General features: G+C 69.5%; 17 protein-coding genes. 5 read left to right on the top strand and 12 right to left on the bottom strand.

Annotated features, from left to right (window positions below; all coding sequences use genetic code 11):
- Positions 1-26: 26 nt before the first annotated feature.
- Positions 27-1,127, bottom strand: a complete 1,101-nt coding sequence (locus SB771_RS00085) for an ABC transporter substrate-binding protein (protein WP_105832762.1) — start codon at positions 1,125-1,127, stop codon at positions 27-29.
- 125 nt (positions 1,128-1,252) lie between these two features.
- On the opposite strand from SB771_RS00085, the gene SB771_RS00080 reads away from it, so the two are divergent.
- Together SB771_RS00080 and SB771_RS00075 are read left to right on the top strand one after the other, a co-directional pair.
- Positions 1,253-1,927 carry a response regulator gene (locus SB771_RS00080; protein ID WP_175659341.1) on the top strand — a complete coding sequence of 225 codons (675 nt, stop codon included), beginning with the start codon at positions 1,253-1,255 and terminating at the stop codon, positions 1,925-1,927.
- Positions 1,924-3,315 carry a sensor histidine kinase gene (locus tag SB771_RS00075; protein ID WP_175659340.1) on the top strand — a complete coding sequence of 464 codons (1,392 nt, stop codon included), beginning with the start codon at positions 1,924-1,926 and terminating at the stop codon, positions 3,313-3,315. The genes SB771_RS00080 and SB771_RS00075 overlap by 4 nt, the downstream gene beginning before the upstream one ends.
- A 59-nt stretch (positions 3,316-3,374) precedes the next feature.
- On the opposite strand, the gene SB771_RS00070 is transcribed toward SB771_RS00075, so the two are convergent.
- From SB771_RS00070 to SB771_RS00025, 10 genes are all read right to left on the bottom strand, one after another.
- Positions 3,375-4,343 (bottom strand): quinone oxidoreductase family protein, encoded by a 969-nt coding sequence (locus tag SB771_RS00070; protein ID WP_175659339.1) that lies wholly within the window; start codon positions 4,341-4,343, stop codon positions 3,375-3,377.
- Positions 4,344-4,391: 48 nt separating this feature from the next.
- Positions 4,392-4,958: a TetR/AcrR family transcriptional regulator gene (locus SB771_RS00065; RefSeq protein WP_175659338.1), complete on the bottom strand. Its 567-nt coding sequence runs from the start codon at positions 4,956-4,958 to the stop codon at positions 4,392-4,394.
- A 115-nt stretch (positions 4,959-5,073) separates the two neighbouring features.
- Complete coding sequence (locus SB771_RS00060; protein ID WP_175659337.1) at positions 5,074-5,940, bottom strand: MOSC domain-containing protein; 867 nt, start codon at positions 5,938-5,940, stop codon at positions 5,074-5,076.
- Between the two features lie 92 nt (positions 5,941-6,032).
- Positions 6,033-6,989 carry an ABC transporter substrate-binding protein gene (locus tag SB771_RS00055; RefSeq protein ID WP_175659336.1) on the bottom strand — a complete coding sequence of 319 codons (957 nt, stop codon included), beginning with the start codon at positions 6,987-6,989 and terminating at the stop codon, positions 6,033-6,035.
- 36 nt (positions 6,990-7,025) lie between these two features.
- Positions 7,026-8,207: a c-type cytochrome gene (locus tag SB771_RS00050; RefSeq protein ID WP_175659335.1), complete on the bottom strand. Its 1,182-nt coding sequence runs from the start codon at positions 8,205-8,207 to the stop codon at positions 7,026-7,028.
- Between the two features lie 50 nt (positions 8,208-8,257).
- Positions 8,258-9,058, bottom strand: coding sequence for an ABC transporter ATP-binding protein (locus SB771_RS00045; RefSeq protein ID WP_105832770.1), 801 nt, complete (start codon positions 9,056-9,058; stop codon positions 8,258-8,260).
- The gene (locus SB771_RS00040; protein ID WP_175659334.1) at positions 9,052-10,143 is read right to left on the bottom strand and encodes an ABC transporter permease; all 1,092 of its coding nucleotides are present in this window, start codon (positions 10,141-10,143) and stop codon (positions 9,052-9,054) included. Before SB771_RS00040 ends, SB771_RS00045 begins: the two co-directional genes overlap by 7 nt.
- A gap of 4 nt (positions 10,144-10,147) precedes the next feature.
- Entirely contained in the window at positions 10,148-11,182 is a 1,035-nt protein-coding gene (locus SB771_RS00035; protein ID WP_175659333.1) for an ABC transporter substrate-binding protein, read from the bottom strand.
- A gap of 36 nt (positions 11,183-11,218) precedes the next feature.
- Positions 11,219-12,064 (bottom strand): class II aldolase/adducin family protein, encoded by an 846-nt coding sequence (locus SB771_RS00030; RefSeq protein WP_175659332.1) that lies wholly within the window; start codon positions 12,062-12,064, stop codon positions 11,219-11,221.
- Positions 12,065-12,084: 20 nt separating this feature from the next.
- Positions 12,085-13,170 carry an LLM class flavin-dependent oxidoreductase gene (locus tag SB771_RS00025; RefSeq protein ID WP_175659331.1) on the bottom strand — a complete coding sequence of 362 codons (1,086 nt, stop codon included), beginning with the start codon at positions 13,168-13,170 and terminating at the stop codon, positions 12,085-12,087.
- 347 nt (positions 13,171-13,517) lie between these two features.
- Here SB771_RS00025 and SB771_RS00020 point away from each other — a divergent pair, with 347 nt between their 5' ends.
- Positions 13,518-14,846: an acyl-CoA dehydrogenase family protein gene (locus SB771_RS00020; protein WP_175659330.1), complete on the top strand. Its 1,329-nt coding sequence runs from the start codon at positions 13,518-13,520 to the stop codon at positions 14,844-14,846.
- A 61-nt stretch (positions 14,847-14,907) separates the two neighbouring features.
- Here the strand turns inward: SB771_RS00020 and SB771_RS00015 are convergent, their stop codons facing one another.
- Positions 14,908-15,831 carry a LysR family transcriptional regulator gene (locus SB771_RS00015; protein ID WP_175659329.1) on the bottom strand — a complete coding sequence of 308 codons (924 nt, stop codon included), beginning with the start codon at positions 15,829-15,831 and terminating at the stop codon, positions 14,908-14,910.
- 74 nt (positions 15,832-15,905) lie between these two features.
- Here SB771_RS00015 and SB771_RS00010 point away from each other — a divergent pair, with 74 nt between their 5' ends.
- Both SB771_RS00010 and SB771_RS00005 read left to right on the top strand, forming a co-directional pair.
- The gene (locus tag SB771_RS00010; protein WP_175659328.1) at positions 15,906-16,472 is read left to right on the top strand and encodes a cysteine dioxygenase; all 567 of its coding nucleotides are present in this window, start codon (positions 15,906-15,908) and stop codon (positions 16,470-16,472) included.
- Between the two features lie 101 nt (positions 16,473-16,573).
- On the top strand, positions 16,574-18,199 hold the full coding sequence (locus SB771_RS00005; protein WP_175659327.1) for a rhodanese-related sulfurtransferase: 1,626 nt from the start codon (positions 16,574-16,576) through the stop codon (positions 18,197-18,199).
- Positions 18,200-18,361: the final 162 nt, after the last annotated feature.

The following is an 18,361-nucleotide window of genomic DNA, read 5'->3' as shown; positions in this document are numbered from 1 at the left end:
GCGGCGGGCGGCCCGAGGTCAGCGGATCAGCGCTTGATCGCCTGCTGCCATTGCTTCAGGAACGCGAGCCGCTTCGACTGGTCGAGGTAGACGAGCAGGCCGGTGCCGATCTGGATCGGCTTCAGCGAATCGCCGAGTTCCTTCGTGAGGCTCGCGGCCGACGTTTCGCCGCTCACGTCGGTGCGGATCGCGTACAGGTCGACCTGGTTCGCGATCACCGTCTGGCCGCGCTTGGACAGCAGGTAGTCGACCCAGAGCTTCGCGGCGTTCGGGTTCTTCGCCTTCTTCGAGATCGTGGCCAGGCGGCTCACGACCTGTGTGTAGTCCTTCGGAAACACGTAGCCGATCGACTTGTCCTTCTTCGCCTTCGAGTACGCGTACGAGCCGATGATGTTGTAGCCGATCAGGTTCTCGCCCGACGAAATCCGCTCCATCATCGCGCCGGTGCTCGACTGCAGTTTCGGGCCGGTCGCGCCGATCGCCTTCACGAGCTCCCACGTGACCTTCTCGTTCACGTGCGCGTCCTGCGTCAGGTAGTTGAAGCCGACCCCCGACTTCTCGATGTCGTAGGTCGTGACCTTGCCCTTGAACTTGTCGGCTTGCGTGGTGAGCAGCTTGATGAGGTCGGCGCGCGTCTTCGGCACCTCGTTCTCGGGGATCAGGCGCTTGTTGTAGACGATCGCGAGCGGCTCGAACGTCGTGCCGTATGCCTGCTTCTGGTATTGCGCCCATTGCGGCACGTTCGGGCTTTCGGGCGAATCGTACGACGCCATCAGGCCGTCGTTGACGAGCTTGACCTGCAGGTCCATCGCGGAGCTCCACAGCACGTCGGCGCTGGTGCTGCTGGCCGCGTTCTCGCTGATGTAGCGGTTATACAGCTCGGTGCTGTTCATGTCGTTGTACTCGACCTTCACGCCGTACAGGCTTTCGAAGTCCTTGATCAGCGGGCGCACGAGGCCCGTGTCGGTCGTCGAGTAGACGATCAGTTTTCCTTCCTTCTTCGCGGCGTCGACGACGCCCTGGTAGTTACCCGGATATCCGGCCGGAACCTGTGCGACGGCAGCGCCGGCGGCGGTGCCCAGGACGATCGCCAGCGCGGCGGCGAGCTGTTTCGGTGCAAACGGCATGTCTTCCTCCAGTTGTGCGTGTGTATTGTTCGAGTGACGCGGATGTTAAGTGCGACGCACTTTCAGCCCGCTTTCATTTCGGTTCACAATAGCGTCCTTTGTGTTATGGATTTCCCGAGGTCCCCATGCGTATGCTGCTCGTCGAAGACAACCCGAACCTGGCCCAGTCGCTGAACGACGCGCTGACCGCCGCGCGCTTCGCGGTCGATCACATGGCGGACGGCGAGGCGGCGGATCACGTGCTGCGCACGCAGGACTACGCGCTGGTGATCCTCGATCTCGGCCTGCCGAAGCTCGACGGGCTTGAGGTGCTGCGGCGGCTGCGCGCGCGCCGCAACCCGGTGCCGGTGCTGATCCTCACCGCGCACGGCTCGGTCGAGGACCGCGTGAAGGGGCTCGATCTCGGGGCCGACGATTATCTGGCGAAACCGTTCGAGCTGACCGAGCTGGAAGCACGCGCCCGCGCGCTGATCCGTCGCAGCCTCGGCCACGAGCATTCGCGGGTCGAATGCGGGCCGCTTTCGTATGACAGTATCGACCGCAGCTTCCACCTCGGCGGCGAACCGCTGTCGCTCACGCCGCGCGAGCGCTCGGTGCTGGAAGTGCTGATCCTGCGCAACGGCCGCGCGATCAACAAGGAGACGCTGTCGGAGAAGATCTTCGGGCTCGACGAGTCGGTGAACGCGGATGCGATCGAGATCTACGTGTACCGGCTGCGCAAGAAGCTGGAGAACACCGGCGTCGCGATCGTCACGCTGCGCGGGCTCGGGTATTTGCTCGAAGCGAAGGCCGTGGAATGATCCGCCCGAACCTGCGCACGCAGGTCGCGCTGTGGCTGCTGCTGCCGCTGCTCGGGCTGCTCGCGCTCGACTCGTGGCTCACGTACCAGCGCGCGATGAGCGCCGCGCACGTCGCGTTCGACCGCACGCTGTCGTCGTCGCTGAAATTGATCCGCGAAGGCGTGCGCCTCCATGAAGGCGAGATCGAGGTCGACCTGCCGTATCTCGCGCTCGAGATGTTCGAGTCGGGCGACGGCGGCAAGATCTACTACCTGATCCGCGCGGACAACGGCCACACGATTACCGGCTATCCGGACCTGCCGCTGCCGCAGGGCGACGGCGCGCTGTTCGTCACGCGCTACTACGACGTCGTGTATCGCGGCGACCAGTTGCGCATGGCCGCGCTGCGCGTGCCGGTGCACGACGTGCCGACCGCGCAGACGCGCATCGTCTGGGTGATGGTCGGCGAGACGATCGAGGCGCGCCAGGCGCTCGCGCGCGAGATCCTGGTGGGCTCGCTGCTGCAGGAGGGGCTGCTCGTCGTGCTCGCGCTCGGGATCGTGTGGCTCGGCGTCGGGCGCGGGCTGCGGCCGCTGAACCGGCTGTCGGCTACGGTCGCCGCGCGCAGCGACGGCGATCCGACGCCGCTCGACACCGGCGGCATGCCGAGCGAACTCGCGCCGCTCGTCGAGTCGATCAACCAGTACATCGGCCGCACGCAGCGGATGCAGGTCGCGCGGCGGCGCTTCTTCGCGGACGCGGCCCATCAGTTGAAGACGCCGCTCGCGGCCGTGCAGGCGGGCGTCGAGCTGGCGTTGCGACCGGCCGAGCAGCCGCGCGTGAACGTGCATCTGCGGCGCGTGAACGGCGCGGTGCGGCAGGCCGTGAAGATCGTCCAGCAACTGCTGTCGCTGTCGCGGCTCGATTCGGACAGCGGCCAGGCGGTCGCGCACCAGCCGGTCGCGCTGCATCGGCTCGCGCGCAGCGTGACGCTCGACTGGTCGCCCGTCGCGCGCTCGCGCGACATCGACCTCGGTTTCGAGCACGAGGCCGATGTCGACGTGCTCGGCCAACCGGACCTGCTCGGCGAAATGATCGGCAACCTGATCGACAACGCGATCCGCTATTCGGGCGACCGCGCGGTGATCACGGTGCGCGTGTCGCGCGACGGCGAGCATGCGCGGCTCGACGTGATCGACAACGGGCCGGGCATTCCGGCCAGCGAGCGCGACGCGGTGTTCGAACGCTTCCATCGCGGCAGCAAGACGCAGACGGTCGAGGGCACGGGGCTCGGGTTGTCGATCGTGCGGGAGATCGCGCGCGTGCATCAGGGCAGCGTGACGCTGGCCGATGCGCACGGCGGCGGGTTGGTGGTCACGGTGCGGCTGCCTGCGGCGGGCCATCGGTAGAGACGGTGTCAAGCCGAGTCGTGGCCGTTCCGTTCCAGCCGAGTGGCGGGGCGCCCGGCTTACGGCTTCAGCAGCAGCTTGCCGATGGACTTGCGGCTTTCCATGTCGGCATGCGCGTGCGCCGCGTCCGCCAGCGGGTATTCGCCGCCAATCCGGACCTTGAGCCGAGCTTCCGCGATCCAGTCGAACAACTGCGCCGTGTGCGCGCGGAGCAGTTCGGGCGTGTGGATATGATCGAAGAAGGTCGCATAGCCGATCTTGATGCTCCTCGGCAGGCTCATGAGGTCGATCGGCTCCGGCCCGCCGAGCACCGGACCGTACCAGCAGAAGGTTCCCGAGCGGCGCAGCACGTCGAGCGATCCCTGAAAGGTCTTCGGCCCGGAGCCGTCGTAGACGACGTGCACGCCTTCGCCCTTGGTCAGTCGCAATGCCTTCGCGGCGAACCGGCCCCCGGTATCGACGATCACATGATCCGCGCCCGCTTCCGTGGCCGCGGCGACCTTGTCTTCGGACGAAACGCGACCGATTACCCGGCCGCCTCGCAGCTTGATGATCTGCGTCAACAGCAGGCCCAGGCCGCCGGCAGCCGCGTGGACGAAAGCGACGTCGCCCGGCTGCACGGGATAGAAATCGGTCGCGAAATGGCTGGCGGTGAGACCCTGCATCATCACGGCGGCGGCCGTGCGATCGTCGATCGTGTCCGGAACCGGCACCAGCGACGTGGCGGGGATCGCGATCTGCTCCGCATAGCTGCCGGGCGCGTAGACCCACGCGACGCGCTGGCCGGGTTCGATGCCCTCGACGTCGTCGCCGATCGCCAGGACCCGGCCTACGCCTTCGACGCCAAGAATCTTCGGGTTGGGCCACCCGGTCCAGGCCATGCCCTGTCGCACGCCGATGTCCATGAAGTTGACGCCTGCGAACGCGATCTCGACCAGCGCCTCGCCCGTACGCGCCACCGGGGCGGGCCGCTCGACCTGCTCAAGCATGTCGCGGCCGCCGATGCCGTTCATCACAATGGCTTTCATGATTTACCTCGTTATTGAATGATCGTTCATTAATTTGCCAAAAAAAATCTACCGCAGCGCCCGCAGCGTCATGTCGGCCAACGCGGTCAGGCTCGCGTGGTCGGCGCCGCCGCGACCGGCCACGCGGATGCCGGTGATGTTCGCGATCAGGAACTGGGCGGTCGCTTCGGGGACGAGGCCGGCGGCCACGTCGCCTTCGCGCTGCGCATCGCGTACCCGGGCCGCGATCGCGGCGATCAAGCTGTGGGCCAGCACCGCATGGATCTCCGCGAGCTCGGGGCGGGACGCGCCGAATTCGTAGATCGAAATCGTTCCAAGACAGGGCTGGGCGGCCGTTTCGACCACGCGGCGAAGCAACGCGTCGATCCCGTCGATCGCGCGTGCGCCGCTGCGCAGCGCGTCGAAGTGCGCAGCGCATTCGCCCATCCCGTAGCGGCGCACGGCCGCCAGGTAAAGCTGCCATTTGTCGCCAAAGGCCGCATAGAGGCTCTGCCGCCCGATGCCCATCGCGCTGACGAGCATCTGGGCCGAGCTGCCCTCGAACCCATGCTCGCTGAAAACGGCGATCGCGCCATCCAGCGCTGCGTCCGTGTCGAATTCCCTTGGTCTTGCCATGAGCGGACTATATCAATTCAGGAACAATCGTTCAATAAAATTGTGGATGGAGCGCCGAAGGCTTGATCTGCCGGAGCATGTGCCCGCATGTCCGGCAGTCGTCGTGGCGGGTCGCTCAGTCGCCGAACCCGATCTCCGCTTCGACCGATTGCCCGACCTCGAGCCATGCGCCCGCGCCTTCGACGACGATCGCGTTGATGCCGAACGTCAGCGCGTTGTCGTAGTTGGGGTTCGCGCGATAGGTCTGCATCGTGTCGGTCGGCTCGTGCGGCCATTCCGGGTTCGGCGCCCCGGTCACCTGGTCGATCGTCGGCACCGGGCAGCGCGTGCACAGCTTCACGAGCCGCAGCCGCACGGGCGTCTCGCCGTCGGCGTCGAGATGCTCGAGGAAATCCTCTTCATACGCGTCGAGCTCCGACACAACGATGTTCGGGCGGAAGCGGTTCATCGGGATCGCCGGCACGCCTTTCGCGACGAGCTTCGCGTTCAGGTCGTCGAGCGACGACTGGCCGATCACGAGCAGCGGATAGCCGTCCGCGAACTGCGTGTGCGTATCGACGTCGCCGGTCCATTTGCGGTTGCAGCCGCGGCGCGCATCCGCGCCGAAGCGCGCGAGCTTCAACGGCACGCCGAGGAATTCGGTGAGCCATGCAGCCGTTTCGGCGCCCGTGTCGATCGCATCGACGGTGTCGCGCCAGACGGTCGCGGCCATCTTCGGGGTGGCGGGCGTCGCGTCGCCGTCGAGCGGCGTGCGGATCTCCGGCATGCCCGGCGCGTTCAGCACGAGCGCATCGCTGTCGAGCGCGGTGCGGATCAGCGCGAGGCGCGGATGCGTGCGCTGCGTGATCATCATCCCGTCGGGGGTGGTGATCAGCCAATGGCGATCGTAGGCGAGGCCCGTTTCGAGCAGTTGCGCGCGCGGCAGCGCGATACCGGCGCAGGACTTGATCGGGTAGACGAAGAGTTCGGAGATGGCTGGCATGACGCTGGCTGACGAAGGCGGGATGATCGAACCGCGATTGTGCCAGATCGTGCGGAAACCGTTCGGGCGGTTGTCCGCCGCCGCGAGGTCGGTTACGCGAGCGCAAAGCCGAGGTCGAAGGTCGTGCGCACGTCGAGCGGCTGGCGCAGCAGCCCGGCCTTCAGGTAGAAGTCGGCCGTGCGCTGTTGTCCGGCGATCACCGTCGCGTCGATCGGCTGCCAGCGCGTGTTGCGGCGCTCGAACTGCAGCTTCGCGGCTGCCGGCGGGATGCCGATGATGCGCGCGAGCGCCGCGGAATACGCGTCGACGTGCCGGTACGACCAGACCTGCGCGCGCACGACACGTTGCAGGAAGTCGCGCAGCACGTCGCGCTTCGACGCGATCGCAGCCTCAGTCGCCGCGACGTAGCTGAGGCCCGACCACAGGCCCCGGCCGCTAACGAGCACGCGCGCGCGGCCACTCGTTTCGGCGAGCGCCGTATAGGGCTCCCAGGTCGCCCACGCGTCGATCGATCCGGTTGCGAGCGCAAGCATCGTGTCGGCCGGCGGCAGGAAGCGGAACGATACGGCGTCCGGTGGCAAGCCGGCCGCGTCGAGTGCCTTCAGCGTGACGAAATGACCGATCGAGCCGCGCGTGGTGCCGATGCGCTTGCCTTTCAGGTCGGCGGCGGCTTTCAGCGTGGCGTCGGGCCGCACGAGCACGGCGGTGCCGTACGGGTCGGAGCGGTTCGCGGCGATCACCTTGATGCGGGCGCCCGACGCGAGCGCGAAGATCACCGGCGCGTCGCCGATCGGCCCGCAGTCGACGGCCCCCGCGTTCAGCGCTTCGGCCAGCGGCGCGGCGGCCGGGAATTCGGTCCACGCGATGTCGTACGCGAGGCCGTTCAGCTCGCCGGCCGCTTCGAGCAGCGCGCGCAGCCCGCCTTTCTGGTCGCCGGCCCGCAGCAGCGGCCGCGCACCCGATTGCGCATGGAGCGCGGCCGGCGCGACGGTGAAGGTGGTGGCGAGGGCGCTTGCTTGCGCGAGGAAGTGACGTCGGGTCGGATTCATCTTGAGTTCTGTCGAGCAGGGAAACGTTTCGGGAATTCAGTGCGGAAGCCCGGCCTGCACGTCGCCCACGGGTTCGGCATCGACGCGCAACAGCAGTGCGGTCAGCGGATCGACGCTCGCGCCGGCTGCCGGCGCGCGTGCGGGGGCATCCGCGCGGCACAGCAGGTCGGATGCCGACCAGCCGGTGCTGCCTGGCAATGCGCGCGCGCGCAGCCAGCCGCGCCGGTCGGCGAGCAGTTGCGTGCCGCTGAACGCATCGGGCGGCACGCCCGCGATCGTCGCGAACGCCTGCCACGCATCGGGCGTCGATGCGACACAGTTCGCGCGCATGCCGGTGGCCGGCGGTGCGGGCGTGTCGCCGGCGATGACGAGCAGCGTCTGCCAGCGCGGGTCTTCCGGCGGCGGCGTGCCGGCCGGCGCGAGCGCGACGATGCGCACGCGCTGGCCTTCGCGCCAGCGCGCGAGCGGTTGCGGCGCGGCGCTGCCGCAGCGAACGTCGAGCGCCGGCAGCGGGACGGGCACGGGCCACGCACCTTCCGCCTGCGCGCCGCTGCCGGCCGACAGCGCTTTCAGGTAATCGAGCACGGCCCACGTGTCGGCCGGGCCGAGCGTCGCGGCAAACCCCGGCATCGACGCCGCGCCGCGTGCGTCGTGCGTACCGTGCCGCACGCGCCAGTACAGTTCGCCGTCGAGCCGGCGGGCGAGCAGCGCGCCCGCGAAGGTCGGCGGCCCGTGCGCGAGCGTCGCCGCGAGCGGCCCTTCGCCGCGGCCGTCGGCGCCGTGGCAGGCCGCGCAATGCTGCGCATACAGATGCTGGCCGCGCATCACGTTCGCGATGGAAAACGGCGCGGGATTGCGCTGGAAACTGGTCGGCACCGCCGGCGCGAGCCACAGCGATGCCGGCGGCCACGGTGCGAACCATGCAACGGCCAGCGCGGCGAATGCCGATGCCGCACGCCATTTGCGCGATGCGATCGCGACGCAGCCCAGCGCCGCGGCAAGCACGGTCGCCCCACCCGCGGACGCGAGCTGGCGCGTGAGCGCCGCGTCGATGCGCAGCGTTTCGAGCGCGATCCGGTGCGCCCAGGGCCATGCGGCCTGTCCGTCGGCTTCGCCGGTCAGCCCGGCCGCATGCAGCACGCGCGCGAATGCGACCTGCGCGCGATACAGCAGTTGCAGGAACAGCAGCGCCCAGTCGGAAAACGGCGGTGCACTCATCGGCGCGGCCTTTGCCGCGCACCGGCATTCCTGCGAACGGCACCGCGCATCTACCAGCTCGCATCGAGACCGAGATGCCGCAGCGCCTCATGGCGTAGCGCGGCGAGACGCGGGTCGCCGCGATGGCGCGGATAGGGCAGGTCGACGCGCAGTTCCGCGACGATGCGTGCGGGACGCGGCCCGAACACGATCACGCGTTGCGCGAGAAACAGCGCTTCCTCGACATCGTGCGTGACGAGTAGCGCGGAGAATCCGTCGCGTTGCCACAGCGCGGTCAGCTCGGCCTGCATCGTCAAGCGCGTCAGCGAGTCGAGCTTGCCGAGCGGCTCGTCGAGGATCAGGAGACGCGGATCGTTGACGAGCGCGCGGGCGAGCGCGACGCGCTGCGCCATCCCGCCCGACAGCTGATGCGGAAACACGTTCGAGAATTCCTGTAGCCCGACGCGTGCGAGCGCATCGTCGACGCGATGCTGCGCGGTGCGCGCCACGCCGCGCGCTTCGAGACCGAGCGCGACGTTCGCGCGCACCCGGCGCCACGGGTAGAGCGTCGGATCCTGGAACACGACGATGCGCGACGGATCGGGCCGTTCGATCGGCGCGCCGTCCTGCGCGATCGTGCCTTGCCGAGCGGCGTCGAGGCCCGCGACGAGCCGCAGCAGCGTCGATTTCCCGCAGCCGCTCGGGCCGAGCAGCGCAACGAATTCGCCGGCCGCGACCGACAGCGTGACGTCGTCGAGCACCGGCAGCGGGCCGCCGGGGCCGTCGAACGCATGGCTCACGCGGCGAATGTCGATGCGCGCGCCGCGCGGCGCCGTGACAACGGAGGGTTCGAGAACGGCGGCGCTTACCATTTGACGGTTCCTTTCTGCCACGCGAGCACACGGTCGCGCACCGCGAACAGCAGCGCGATCAGCCCGGAAAACAGCAGCGCCATCACGATCAGCGCCGCATACATGTTCACGTACGATGCCCAGCCCTGCGCCCAGCTCAGGTACCAGCCGAGCCCCGACTTGACGCCCATCATCTCGGCGACGACGAGCACCGTGAACGACGCGCTCAGCCCCATGAAGATGCCGACGAACACGTGCGGCAGTGCGGCCGGAATCGCGACGCGCAACACCAGGAAGCGCGCGTTCGCGCCGAGCGTGCGCGCGACGTCGTAGTACTGCCGGTTCACGCTCGCGACGCCCGACCACGTCAGCACCGCGACCGGAAAGCCGGTCGACAGCGCGATCAGGAACGCGGCGGCCGAATAGCTCGTCGGAAAGAAGTAGAACGTGAGCGGCAGCAGCGCGGTGGCCGGCACCGGGCCGAGCACGCGCAGCACCGGATGCACCCAGTAGCCGATGCGGCGCGACCAGCCGATCGACACGCCCACCGCGAACCCGACCGCGACGCCGTAGGCAAACCCGAGCGCGAGCAGCTTCAGCGTATTGCCGGCGCTGCCGGCGAGGCGCGGCCAGTCGTCGACGTAGACCTCGATCAGCGCTTGCGGCGGCGCGAAGAACGGCGTGGGCAGCCAGCCGGTTTTCGCGGTGACGATTTCCCACGCGGCGAGCACGAGCGGCAGCGCGACGAGCCACGGCCCGGCCGGGCGCACGCGGGCGAGCCGCGCGCGCGTGGCCGGCACGCGATGGCCGAGCGTCGCCGCGATCAGCAGCAACGCGGCGATCGTCCATGCGGCGGTGCCGAACGTATCGGTGTACGCCCAGTCGGTGAAGCCGACGACGCGGTTCGGCCACAGTTGCGTGAGCGCGCCGAGCACGGCCCAGGCGACCGCCGCGACGATGCCGGCCGGCCAGATGCGCGCACGACGGGCTTCGGCCGCGAGCGTCGCGTCGCAGGCCGTGCACGCGGCACGGGACGTGGCGGCGGCCGGGGCAGCGGCGGGGGCCGACGCGGTGCGGGCGGTGGACGTGTGTTCGATCGTCGACATCGCGTCACCCCAGCACGTTCGCATAGACCTGCTGCGCGAAGCGCTGCGGGTCGGTGCTCTTCTTCAGCACGTTGATCCGGCGGAAATCGTCCGCATAGAACGCGATTTCCTGCTGCAAATCGACGTTGGTCGGGTGGTGCGTGTAGGTGAGCGTCGCGTACAGCTTGCGCAGGTCGTCGGGATTGATCTTCGGCGAATACTTCGCGAACGCCTTCGCGGCTTCGTTCGGATTGTCGTGCGTGTACTCGGTGGCCTGCACGATCGAGCGCGCGAGCGCGGCGGCCGCCGGCCGGTCGTTGCGTACGAGATCGCCGCGCGCGCCGATCACGCAGCACACCTTGCGCGCGTATTCGCCGGACAGGTTCGTCGCGAGTTCGGCATACGCGCCGTTGCTGCGTTTCTCGAGCAGGTAGAGATTCGGATCGCCGTCGGCGATCGCCTGGATCTCGCCCTTGTCGACCGCGACGCCGAGCAGGTCGGCCGGATACTGCCGCCACGTGATGTCGCGCTCGGGATCGATGCCGTTCTTCGCGAGCAGGATCGAGAAGAAGTGCTTGCCGGGCGCGGCGAGATCGCTGACGCCGACCGTCTTGCCCTTCAGCGCCTGCAGTGTCGTGACGCCGGCCGTCTTCGACCCGAGCAGCCGCACGCAGCCGCCGTGCGAGCTGCCGATGATCTTCACGTCGAAGCCGGCTTCGAGCGGCTTCAGCCAGCGGTGGATCATCCCGACCGCCGCGTCGGCCTTGCCGGTCGCGATCGATTCGAGCAGCTGGTCGGTCGACCCGCTGTAGTTGATCAGCTCGACCTTCAGGCCGTTCTTCTCGAAGAAGCCGTGCTCCTGCGCGACGACGATCGGCGTCAGGCAGAACGCGTTCTGGTTCCACGCAAACGTGAGCTTCTTCAGCGGCGGCGCGGACCAGGCCTTGCGGCCGAGCGTGATCGCCGGTGCGGCGAGCGCGGCGGCGCCGGCCGCGCGCAGCAGCCGGCGGCGCTTGTCGTCATGGGCGCCGGCCGGCGCGGGTGCGGTGGTATCGGTCATGGTGTGGTTTTTGGGTTCCGGTCTTGCGGCAGGCGCTCAGTCGAGCAGGTCGGGTTCGTCGGCGACGACACGCGCGAACAGGCTGTCGAACGCATGCAATGCGCCATCGGGTCCGCCGATCTGGCCGTGCGTGTGCCGCGCGGTCGCGTGATCGATCGGTTGCGGCGTGCCGGCCGCTTCGGCCAGCAGCTGCGTGTGCGCGGCATTGTCGAGCGCGATGTACCACCACGCGGCGGCCTCGACCGTCGGGCCGGCCGTCAGGATTCCGTGGTTCTTCAGGATCACGCCCTTGTGCGTGCCGCCGTCGGGCTTCACGAGCGCGGCCGCGATCCGCGCGCCTTCGCTCGTGTCGACGACCATGCCCGTGAAGTCGTCGAACAGCGCGTGATCCTCGTAGAACACGCACGCGTCCTGCGTCAGCGGGTCGAGCGCGCGGCCGAGCGTCGACCACGCCTTGCCGTAGGTCGAATGCGTATGCGCGGCCGCGACGAGGTGCGGATGCGCGTCGTGAATCGCCGCATGGATGGCGAACGCGGCCTTGTTCAGCGGCCGGTTGCCGATCGTGGTTTCGCCGCGCGCGTTGACGAGCAGCAGGTCCGACACCTTGATTTGCGAGAAATGCACGCCGAGCGGATTCACCCAGAAGTGGTCGGGCAGTTCCGGATCGCGCGCGGTGATGTGGCCGGCGAGGCCCGACGCGAAGCCGAAGCGCGCGAACAGGCGGAACGCGGCCGCGAGCCGCTCCTGCCGGTGGCGGCGCTCGGCGGCGACGTCGACGCGCGGCGCGGGCGGATCGAACCAGAAATGCTGGCGCGGGGTGTCGGCGAGGACGAGGCCCGACGCGGTGCGCGCGGACGACGAAGAAGACAGGACGGCGGACATGGCGGGCGGCTCCGTTTGCGTCAGGCGGCGCGGCGCGCCGCGTCGCGGGCCGCGACGGCGCTGCGTACGCGCGGAATCAGCTCGCGGCCGTAGTCGATCGCGTCGTCGAGCGGGTCGAAGCCGCGGATCAGGAACGTCGTCACGCCGAGGTCGTAGTAGTCGAGCAGCGCGTCGGCGACCTGTTCGGGCGTGCCGACCAGCGCGGTCGAATTCGAGCGCGCGCCGGTGAGCTTCGCGATCTCGGTCCACAGCCGCTTGTCGACCCGCGAGCCGCGTTCGGCCGCGGCGAGCAGGCGCCGCGCGCCTTCGCTCTGTTGCGGGCCGCCGGTGCCGAGGCCGGCCACTTCGCGCAGCCGGCGCGTTTCGTCGAGGATCCGGTGCGCGCGCGCCCACGCGTCGTCTTCGGTCGCCGCGAGGATCGGCCGGAACGACACGGAAAAGCGCACCTGCCGGCCGTGCTTCGCGGCTTCGGCGCGCACGCGGGTCGTCAGGTCGCGCACCTGGTCGAGCGATTCGCCCCACAGCGCATAGACGTCCGCGTGCTTGCCGGCGACTTCGAGCGCCGCCTCCGATGCGCCGCCGAAGTAGATCGGCACGTGCGGCTGCTGGAACGGCTTCACTTCCGAAAAGCCCTGCGTGAAGCGGTAGTGCGCGCCGTCGTGATCGAACGGCTGCGTTTCGGTCCAGATGCGTCGCAGGATGCCGAGGTATTCGTCGGTGCGCGCATAGCGCGCGTCGTGATCGAGGAAATCGCCGTCGCGCTGCTGTTCGCTGTCCGAGCCGCCGGAGATGAAGTGCACGGCGAGCCGGCCGCGGCTGAACTGGTCGAGCGTCGCGATCTGCCGCGCGGCGAGCGTCGGCGCGGTGAAGCCCGGACGATGCGCGAGCATGAAATGGATGCGCTCGGTCGCCGCGGCGGCGAACGCGATCGTCAGGGTCGCCGACGGGCCGGTCGAGTGATGCGGGACGAGGATCCGGTCGAAGCCGGCCGTTTCGTGTGCACGCGCGAAGTCGCGCACGTAGTCGGGGTCGACGACGGGGCCGGTAGGCGGATGGATTTCCGACTGCTTCTGGCTCTGGATCATGCCGATGAATTCGACGCTCATCTGGGTCTCCGATGCAAGGACGGCCCGCGCGGCCAGCGACGGCCGGCCACGGCGGGGAATGGAGCGCAGATTACCGCCGGGATCATGCGGAATGGAAATAATCAATCCGGATTTGAATATCAGATTTGCATGGTTTGGGCGCGTGTGCGCTGCGCATACGCTGTGGGCTCGCGATTAAATCGAAAGGGCGCCGGCCGCCTGTCGTGCGGGGCTTCGGTTGTCGCCCGATCGGTGCCGGTCGCCATCGGCTTCACGAGCCGCCGCGCCGCGTGCCGATCGATCTCCGCCGTCACCGCCTTTACGTTGCTTGGCTACCCGCTACCCAGTCACCGATGGAATCCGTACCGATGTCCGCCAGCCTTGCCGCTTCCTCGCCGCCAGCGTCACCACAGTCGTCGCTGCGCCATCTGCCCGCCGACGATGCGCGCGTCGCCGCGCTGCTCGAGCGTCTCGCGCCCGAACTCGCGGCCGACGCCGCCCGCAACGATGTCGACGGCCGCTTCCCGCACGAGAACTTCGCGCGGCTGCATCGCGCCGGGCTGATCGCGCAGGTCGTGCCGCGCGAGCATGGCGGCGCGGGCGCGACGCTCGCACAGGCGAGCCGCATCGTGGCCGCGGTCGCGCGCGCCGATCCCGCGACCGCGCTGGTGCTGACGATGACGTATCTGCAGCATCGCGCGCTCGGCCGCGCGGACCACCGCTGGCCCGCGCGCCTGCGGCATGCGGTGTTCGACAGTGCGGTCGACGAAGGCGCGCTGATCAACGCGCTGCGCGTCGAGCCGGCGCTCGGGTCGCCGTCGCGCGGCGGCCTGCCCGAAACGGTTGCGCGTCGCGACGGCGACGGCTGGCGGCTGTCCGGCCACAAGCTGTACTGCACCGGCATTCCGGCGCTGCGCTGGCTGGCCGTATGGGCGCGCACCGACGAGCCCGAGCCGCGTGTCGGCGTGTTCCTCGTGCCGCGCGAGCGCCACGCTGGGGACGATCCGCGCATCCGCGTGATCGAAAGCTGGAATCACCTGGGCCTGCGCGCATCGGGCAGCCACGAGGTCGTGTTCGACGATGTGCGGCTGCCCGCCGATCATGCGGTGGACGTGCGCGCGCCCGATGCGTGGGCCGTGTCGGCCGCGAGTCATGCGGACGTCGACGCGCAGGCCGACCAGCAGGCGTGGATGGTCGCGCTGCTCGGTAGTCTCTACGATGCGGTGGCGCGTGCGTCGCGCGACTGGCTGCTGGAATTCGCGACGACGCGCGCGCCGAGCGGGCTCGGTGCGCCGCTCGCGACGCTGCCGCGCGTGCAGGAGGCCGTCGGCGAGATGGAAGGGTGGCTGCACACGAACCGCGTGCTGCTCGACGCGCACATCGCACGCACCGATGCCGGCGATGCACCGCCGGTGACGACGAGCGGCCTCGTCAAGCGAACCGTGACGGAGCAGGCGATCCGTACCGTCGAGCACGCGTTGAAGCTGTCGGGCAATCACGGGCTGAGCCGCGGCAATCCGCTCGAACGTCACTATCGCGACGTGCTGTGCAGCCGCGTGCATACGCCGCAGGACGACGCGATCGCGGTCGCCGCCGGACGTACGGCGCTCGAGGCGGCGGCGCGAAGCGCGACGCCGAACCCGGACGCGGGCGGGACGTCACGCAGCGCGCCGGCATCCGCTCGACACGATGCGTGAGCGCGGCGGCATGGCGGTCAGCGGAAACGAGACGACGCCGTGCTGGCGTCGTCGGTCCTGGTCAAGCGGCCTCGTCGTGCGCGGCGGCATCCGCGGGCAACGCGAACGCCGTGCGTGCATGCGCGGCCACGGCCGCGAGCGGCGCCGCGAAGCGCGCGGCGTCCTGCCGGTGCAGCAGCCACAGATCGATCTGCGGCTTGAAATCGGCGAGCGGCACGATGTCGAGCGCGTCGCGCAGCGGGCTGCCGTCGAGCAGCGGCAGCGGCATCAACCCGATGCCGAAGCCGTTCGCGACGCTCTGCAACTGCAGATCGCGGCCATAAGTGTCGAGCGTGACCGGCATCGGCAGCCCCTGCGCGTCGAGCGCCCGGCGCAGGCCCGCGCGAAAGCCGCAGCCGTCGGGATTGAGCACCCAGCCGCGCGCATGGCAGTCGGCAAGCCGGTAGCCGCGGCGCGGCCAGTCGCCCTTGCGGCCGACCGCGACGAGCCGCGTGGCCAGCAGCCGTTCGCCCGCGACCTGCGGCGGCAGCACCATCTCGCGGGCCAGAAACACCAGCGCCGCATCGAGCTCGCGGCGCGCGACGCGTTCGACGAGCGCGCCGCCCCAGGCGGTCGTGACCTGCGTGGCGAGCGCCGGCCATTGCCCGGCCAGCCGCGCGATCAGGCCGGGCAGCATCAGCTCGCCGAGCCCCTGCGTGAGGCCGACGCGGAATTCGCCGGCGGGCGGCCGTTGGCCGGCCGTCAGTTCGCGCAGTGCATCGACTTCGCGCAGGATCGCGCGACACTGCTCGAACACCTGGCGGCCGATGTCGGTCGGGCGCGGCGGCTTCGTGTTGCGGTCGAGCAGCGTCACGCCGAGCGCTTCCTCGAGGTTCTGGACGCGCCGCGTGATCGCGGGCTGCGTCATCCCGAGTTCGGTCGCGGCCTGGCTCAGCGTCTGGCAGCGGACGACCGCTGCAAAAGCGTCGATATCGCTAATTTTCATGTTTGTTCTGCATGGTCTTTCAGGTGCATCATGACGATCCATCATGTTCGGCATCATATTCGAGGAGCTGGCCGATGAGTACGCTTTCGTTGCGGCAGACGCCGCTGCATCCGTTCGTCGACGGGCTGGGCGCGCTGCTCGCGTCCGGCGCGAACGAGGCGCGCATTCTCGACGAGGGCGGCGCGTTGCTCGCCGCGCTCGTTGCGCACGACGACTGGCTGCCCGACGCGTTCGCGCAGCCCGATCCCGAGCGCTATCGTCAGTACCTGCTGCATCTCGATCCCGACGAGCGGTTTTCCGTCGTCAGCTTCGTGTGGGGCCCCGGTCAGACGACGCCGATCCACAACCACACGGTGTGGGGGCTGATCGGGATGCTGCGCGGCGGCGAGTTTTCGCAGCCGTACCGGTTCGACGCAACCGGCAAGCCGGTGCCGGCGGGCGAGGCGGTGCGGTTGCAGCCGGGCGAGGTCGAGGCCGTGTCGCCGCGCATCGGTGACGTCCATCGCGTGACCAACGCGTTCGCGGATCAGGTATCGATCAGCATCCACGTGTACGGTGCGAACATCGGCAAGGTCGAACGCGCGGTGTTCCTCGATGACGGGACCGTGAAGCCGTTCGTGTCCGGCTATTCGAACGCGTGACGTCGCATGCCGCCCGCGCCAGCGCCCGCCCGCAGGCGCGAGATTCAACCGTTTTCCGTGTGCTTTCTTCATTGACTTCAACAGAATCCGACCGAGACATAGTGACGCAATCCGCTGATTCCACTTCCCGTTTCCCCGTCGCGTCGTACCAGGACGTACGCGCGCGCCTGCTGGCCCGCGACGAGCTCGCGCTGATCGACGTGCGCGAGGAGGATCCCTACGCGCAGGGACATCCGCTGTGGGCCGCCAACTTTCCGCTGTCGAAACTCGAGCTCGACGCGTGGACGCGCATTCCGCGCCGCGACACGCCGATCGTCGTGTTCGGCGAAGCCGGCGGCGAGGATCTCGCGCCGCGTGCGGCCGCGACGCTCGCGCGGCTCGGCTATACCGACGTGCGCCTGCTCGACGGCGGCCTCGCGGGCTGGCTCGCCGCGGGTGGCGAGCTGTTCATCGACGTGAACGTGCCGAGCAAGTCGTTCGGCGAATGGGTCGAGGCCGAGCGGCATACGCCATCGCTGTCCGCGCAGGAAGTGCAGGCGCTGATCGACGCGCAGGCCGACGTCGTGATCGTCGACGCGCGCCGCTTCGACGAATACCAGACGATGAACATCCCGACGTCGACGAGCGTGCCGGGTGCGGAACTCGTGCTGCGCGTGCGCGCGCTCGCGCCGAACCCGCAGACTCGGGTCGTGGTGAACTGCGCGGGCCGCACGCGCAGCATCATCGGCACGCAGTCGCTGATCAACGCCGGGCTGCCGAACCCGGTCGCCGCGCTGCGCAACGGCACGATCGGCTGGACGCTCGCCGGCCAGACGCTCGAGCGCGGCGCGTCGCGACGCTTTCCCGACGACGTCGATCCCGCGCAGCGCGACGAAGCCCGCCGCGCCGCACGCGCGGTGGCCGAGCGCGCGGGCGTGCCGCGCATCGCGCTCGCGGACGTCGCCGCGCTCGACGAACCGGGCCGCACGCTGTACCGCTTCGACGTGCGCACGCCGGAGGAATACGAGGCCGGCCACCTGCCGGGCTTTCTGAGCACGCCGGGCGGCCAGCTCGTGCAGGAGACCGACCATCACGCGGCCGTGCGCGGCGCGCGGATCGTGCTGGCCGACGACGACGGCGTGCGCGCGGACATGACCGCGTCGTGGCTCGCGCAGATGGGCTGGGACGTACGTGTGGTCGAGCCGGCCGGCACGGCCGCGTTCGTGGAGCGCGGCCAGCCGCCGCGCGACGTGCCGGCGACGCCGGAGGTCAGCGAAGTATCACCCGCGACGCTCGCGGGGTGGCTGAAGGAGGCGGCTGCGGGCGAGATCGCGCTCGTCGACGTGACGACCAGCGCGAACTACGTGAAGCGCCATATTCCCGGCGCGTGGTTCGTCGTGCGCGCGCAGTTGCGCGACGCGCTCGCCGCGATCCCGCCGGCGAAGCGCTACGTGTTCACGTGCGGATCGAGCCTGCTCGCGCGGTTCGCGGCGCACGACGCGCGTGCGTTGCTGCCGGCTTCCGCGGCCATCTCGGTGCTGACGGGCGGCACGGCAGCGTGGATCGACGCGGGGCTGCCGCTCGAGCACGGCGAAACGCATCTCGCGTCGCCGCGCGTCGACCGTTACCGGCGCCCGTACGAAGGCACCGACAACGCGGCCGCCGCGATGCAGGCGTATCTCGACTGGGAATACGGGCTGGTCGATCAGTTGAAGCGGGACGGCACGCATCATTTTCGCGTGATCTGATCGCGAAGCGGGAACCGGCGACCGGCAACCGGCAACCGGCAACCGGGAACCGGCGATCGGCGACTGGCAAGCGGCAAGCGGCAAGCGCCAACCGCCAACCGCCAACCGCCAACCGCCAACCGCCAACCGCCAACCGCCAACCGCCAACCGCCAACCGCCAAC

It is taken from the genome of Burkholderia sp. SIMBA_051 (assembly GCF_046534915.1).
Lineage (GTDB): Bacteria > Pseudomonadota > Gammaproteobacteria > Burkholderiales > Burkholderiaceae > Burkholderia > Burkholderia ambifaria.
The sequence above is the reverse complement of the archived record's forward strand: the minus strand, read 5'-3'. Positions and strand labels throughout refer to the sequence as shown.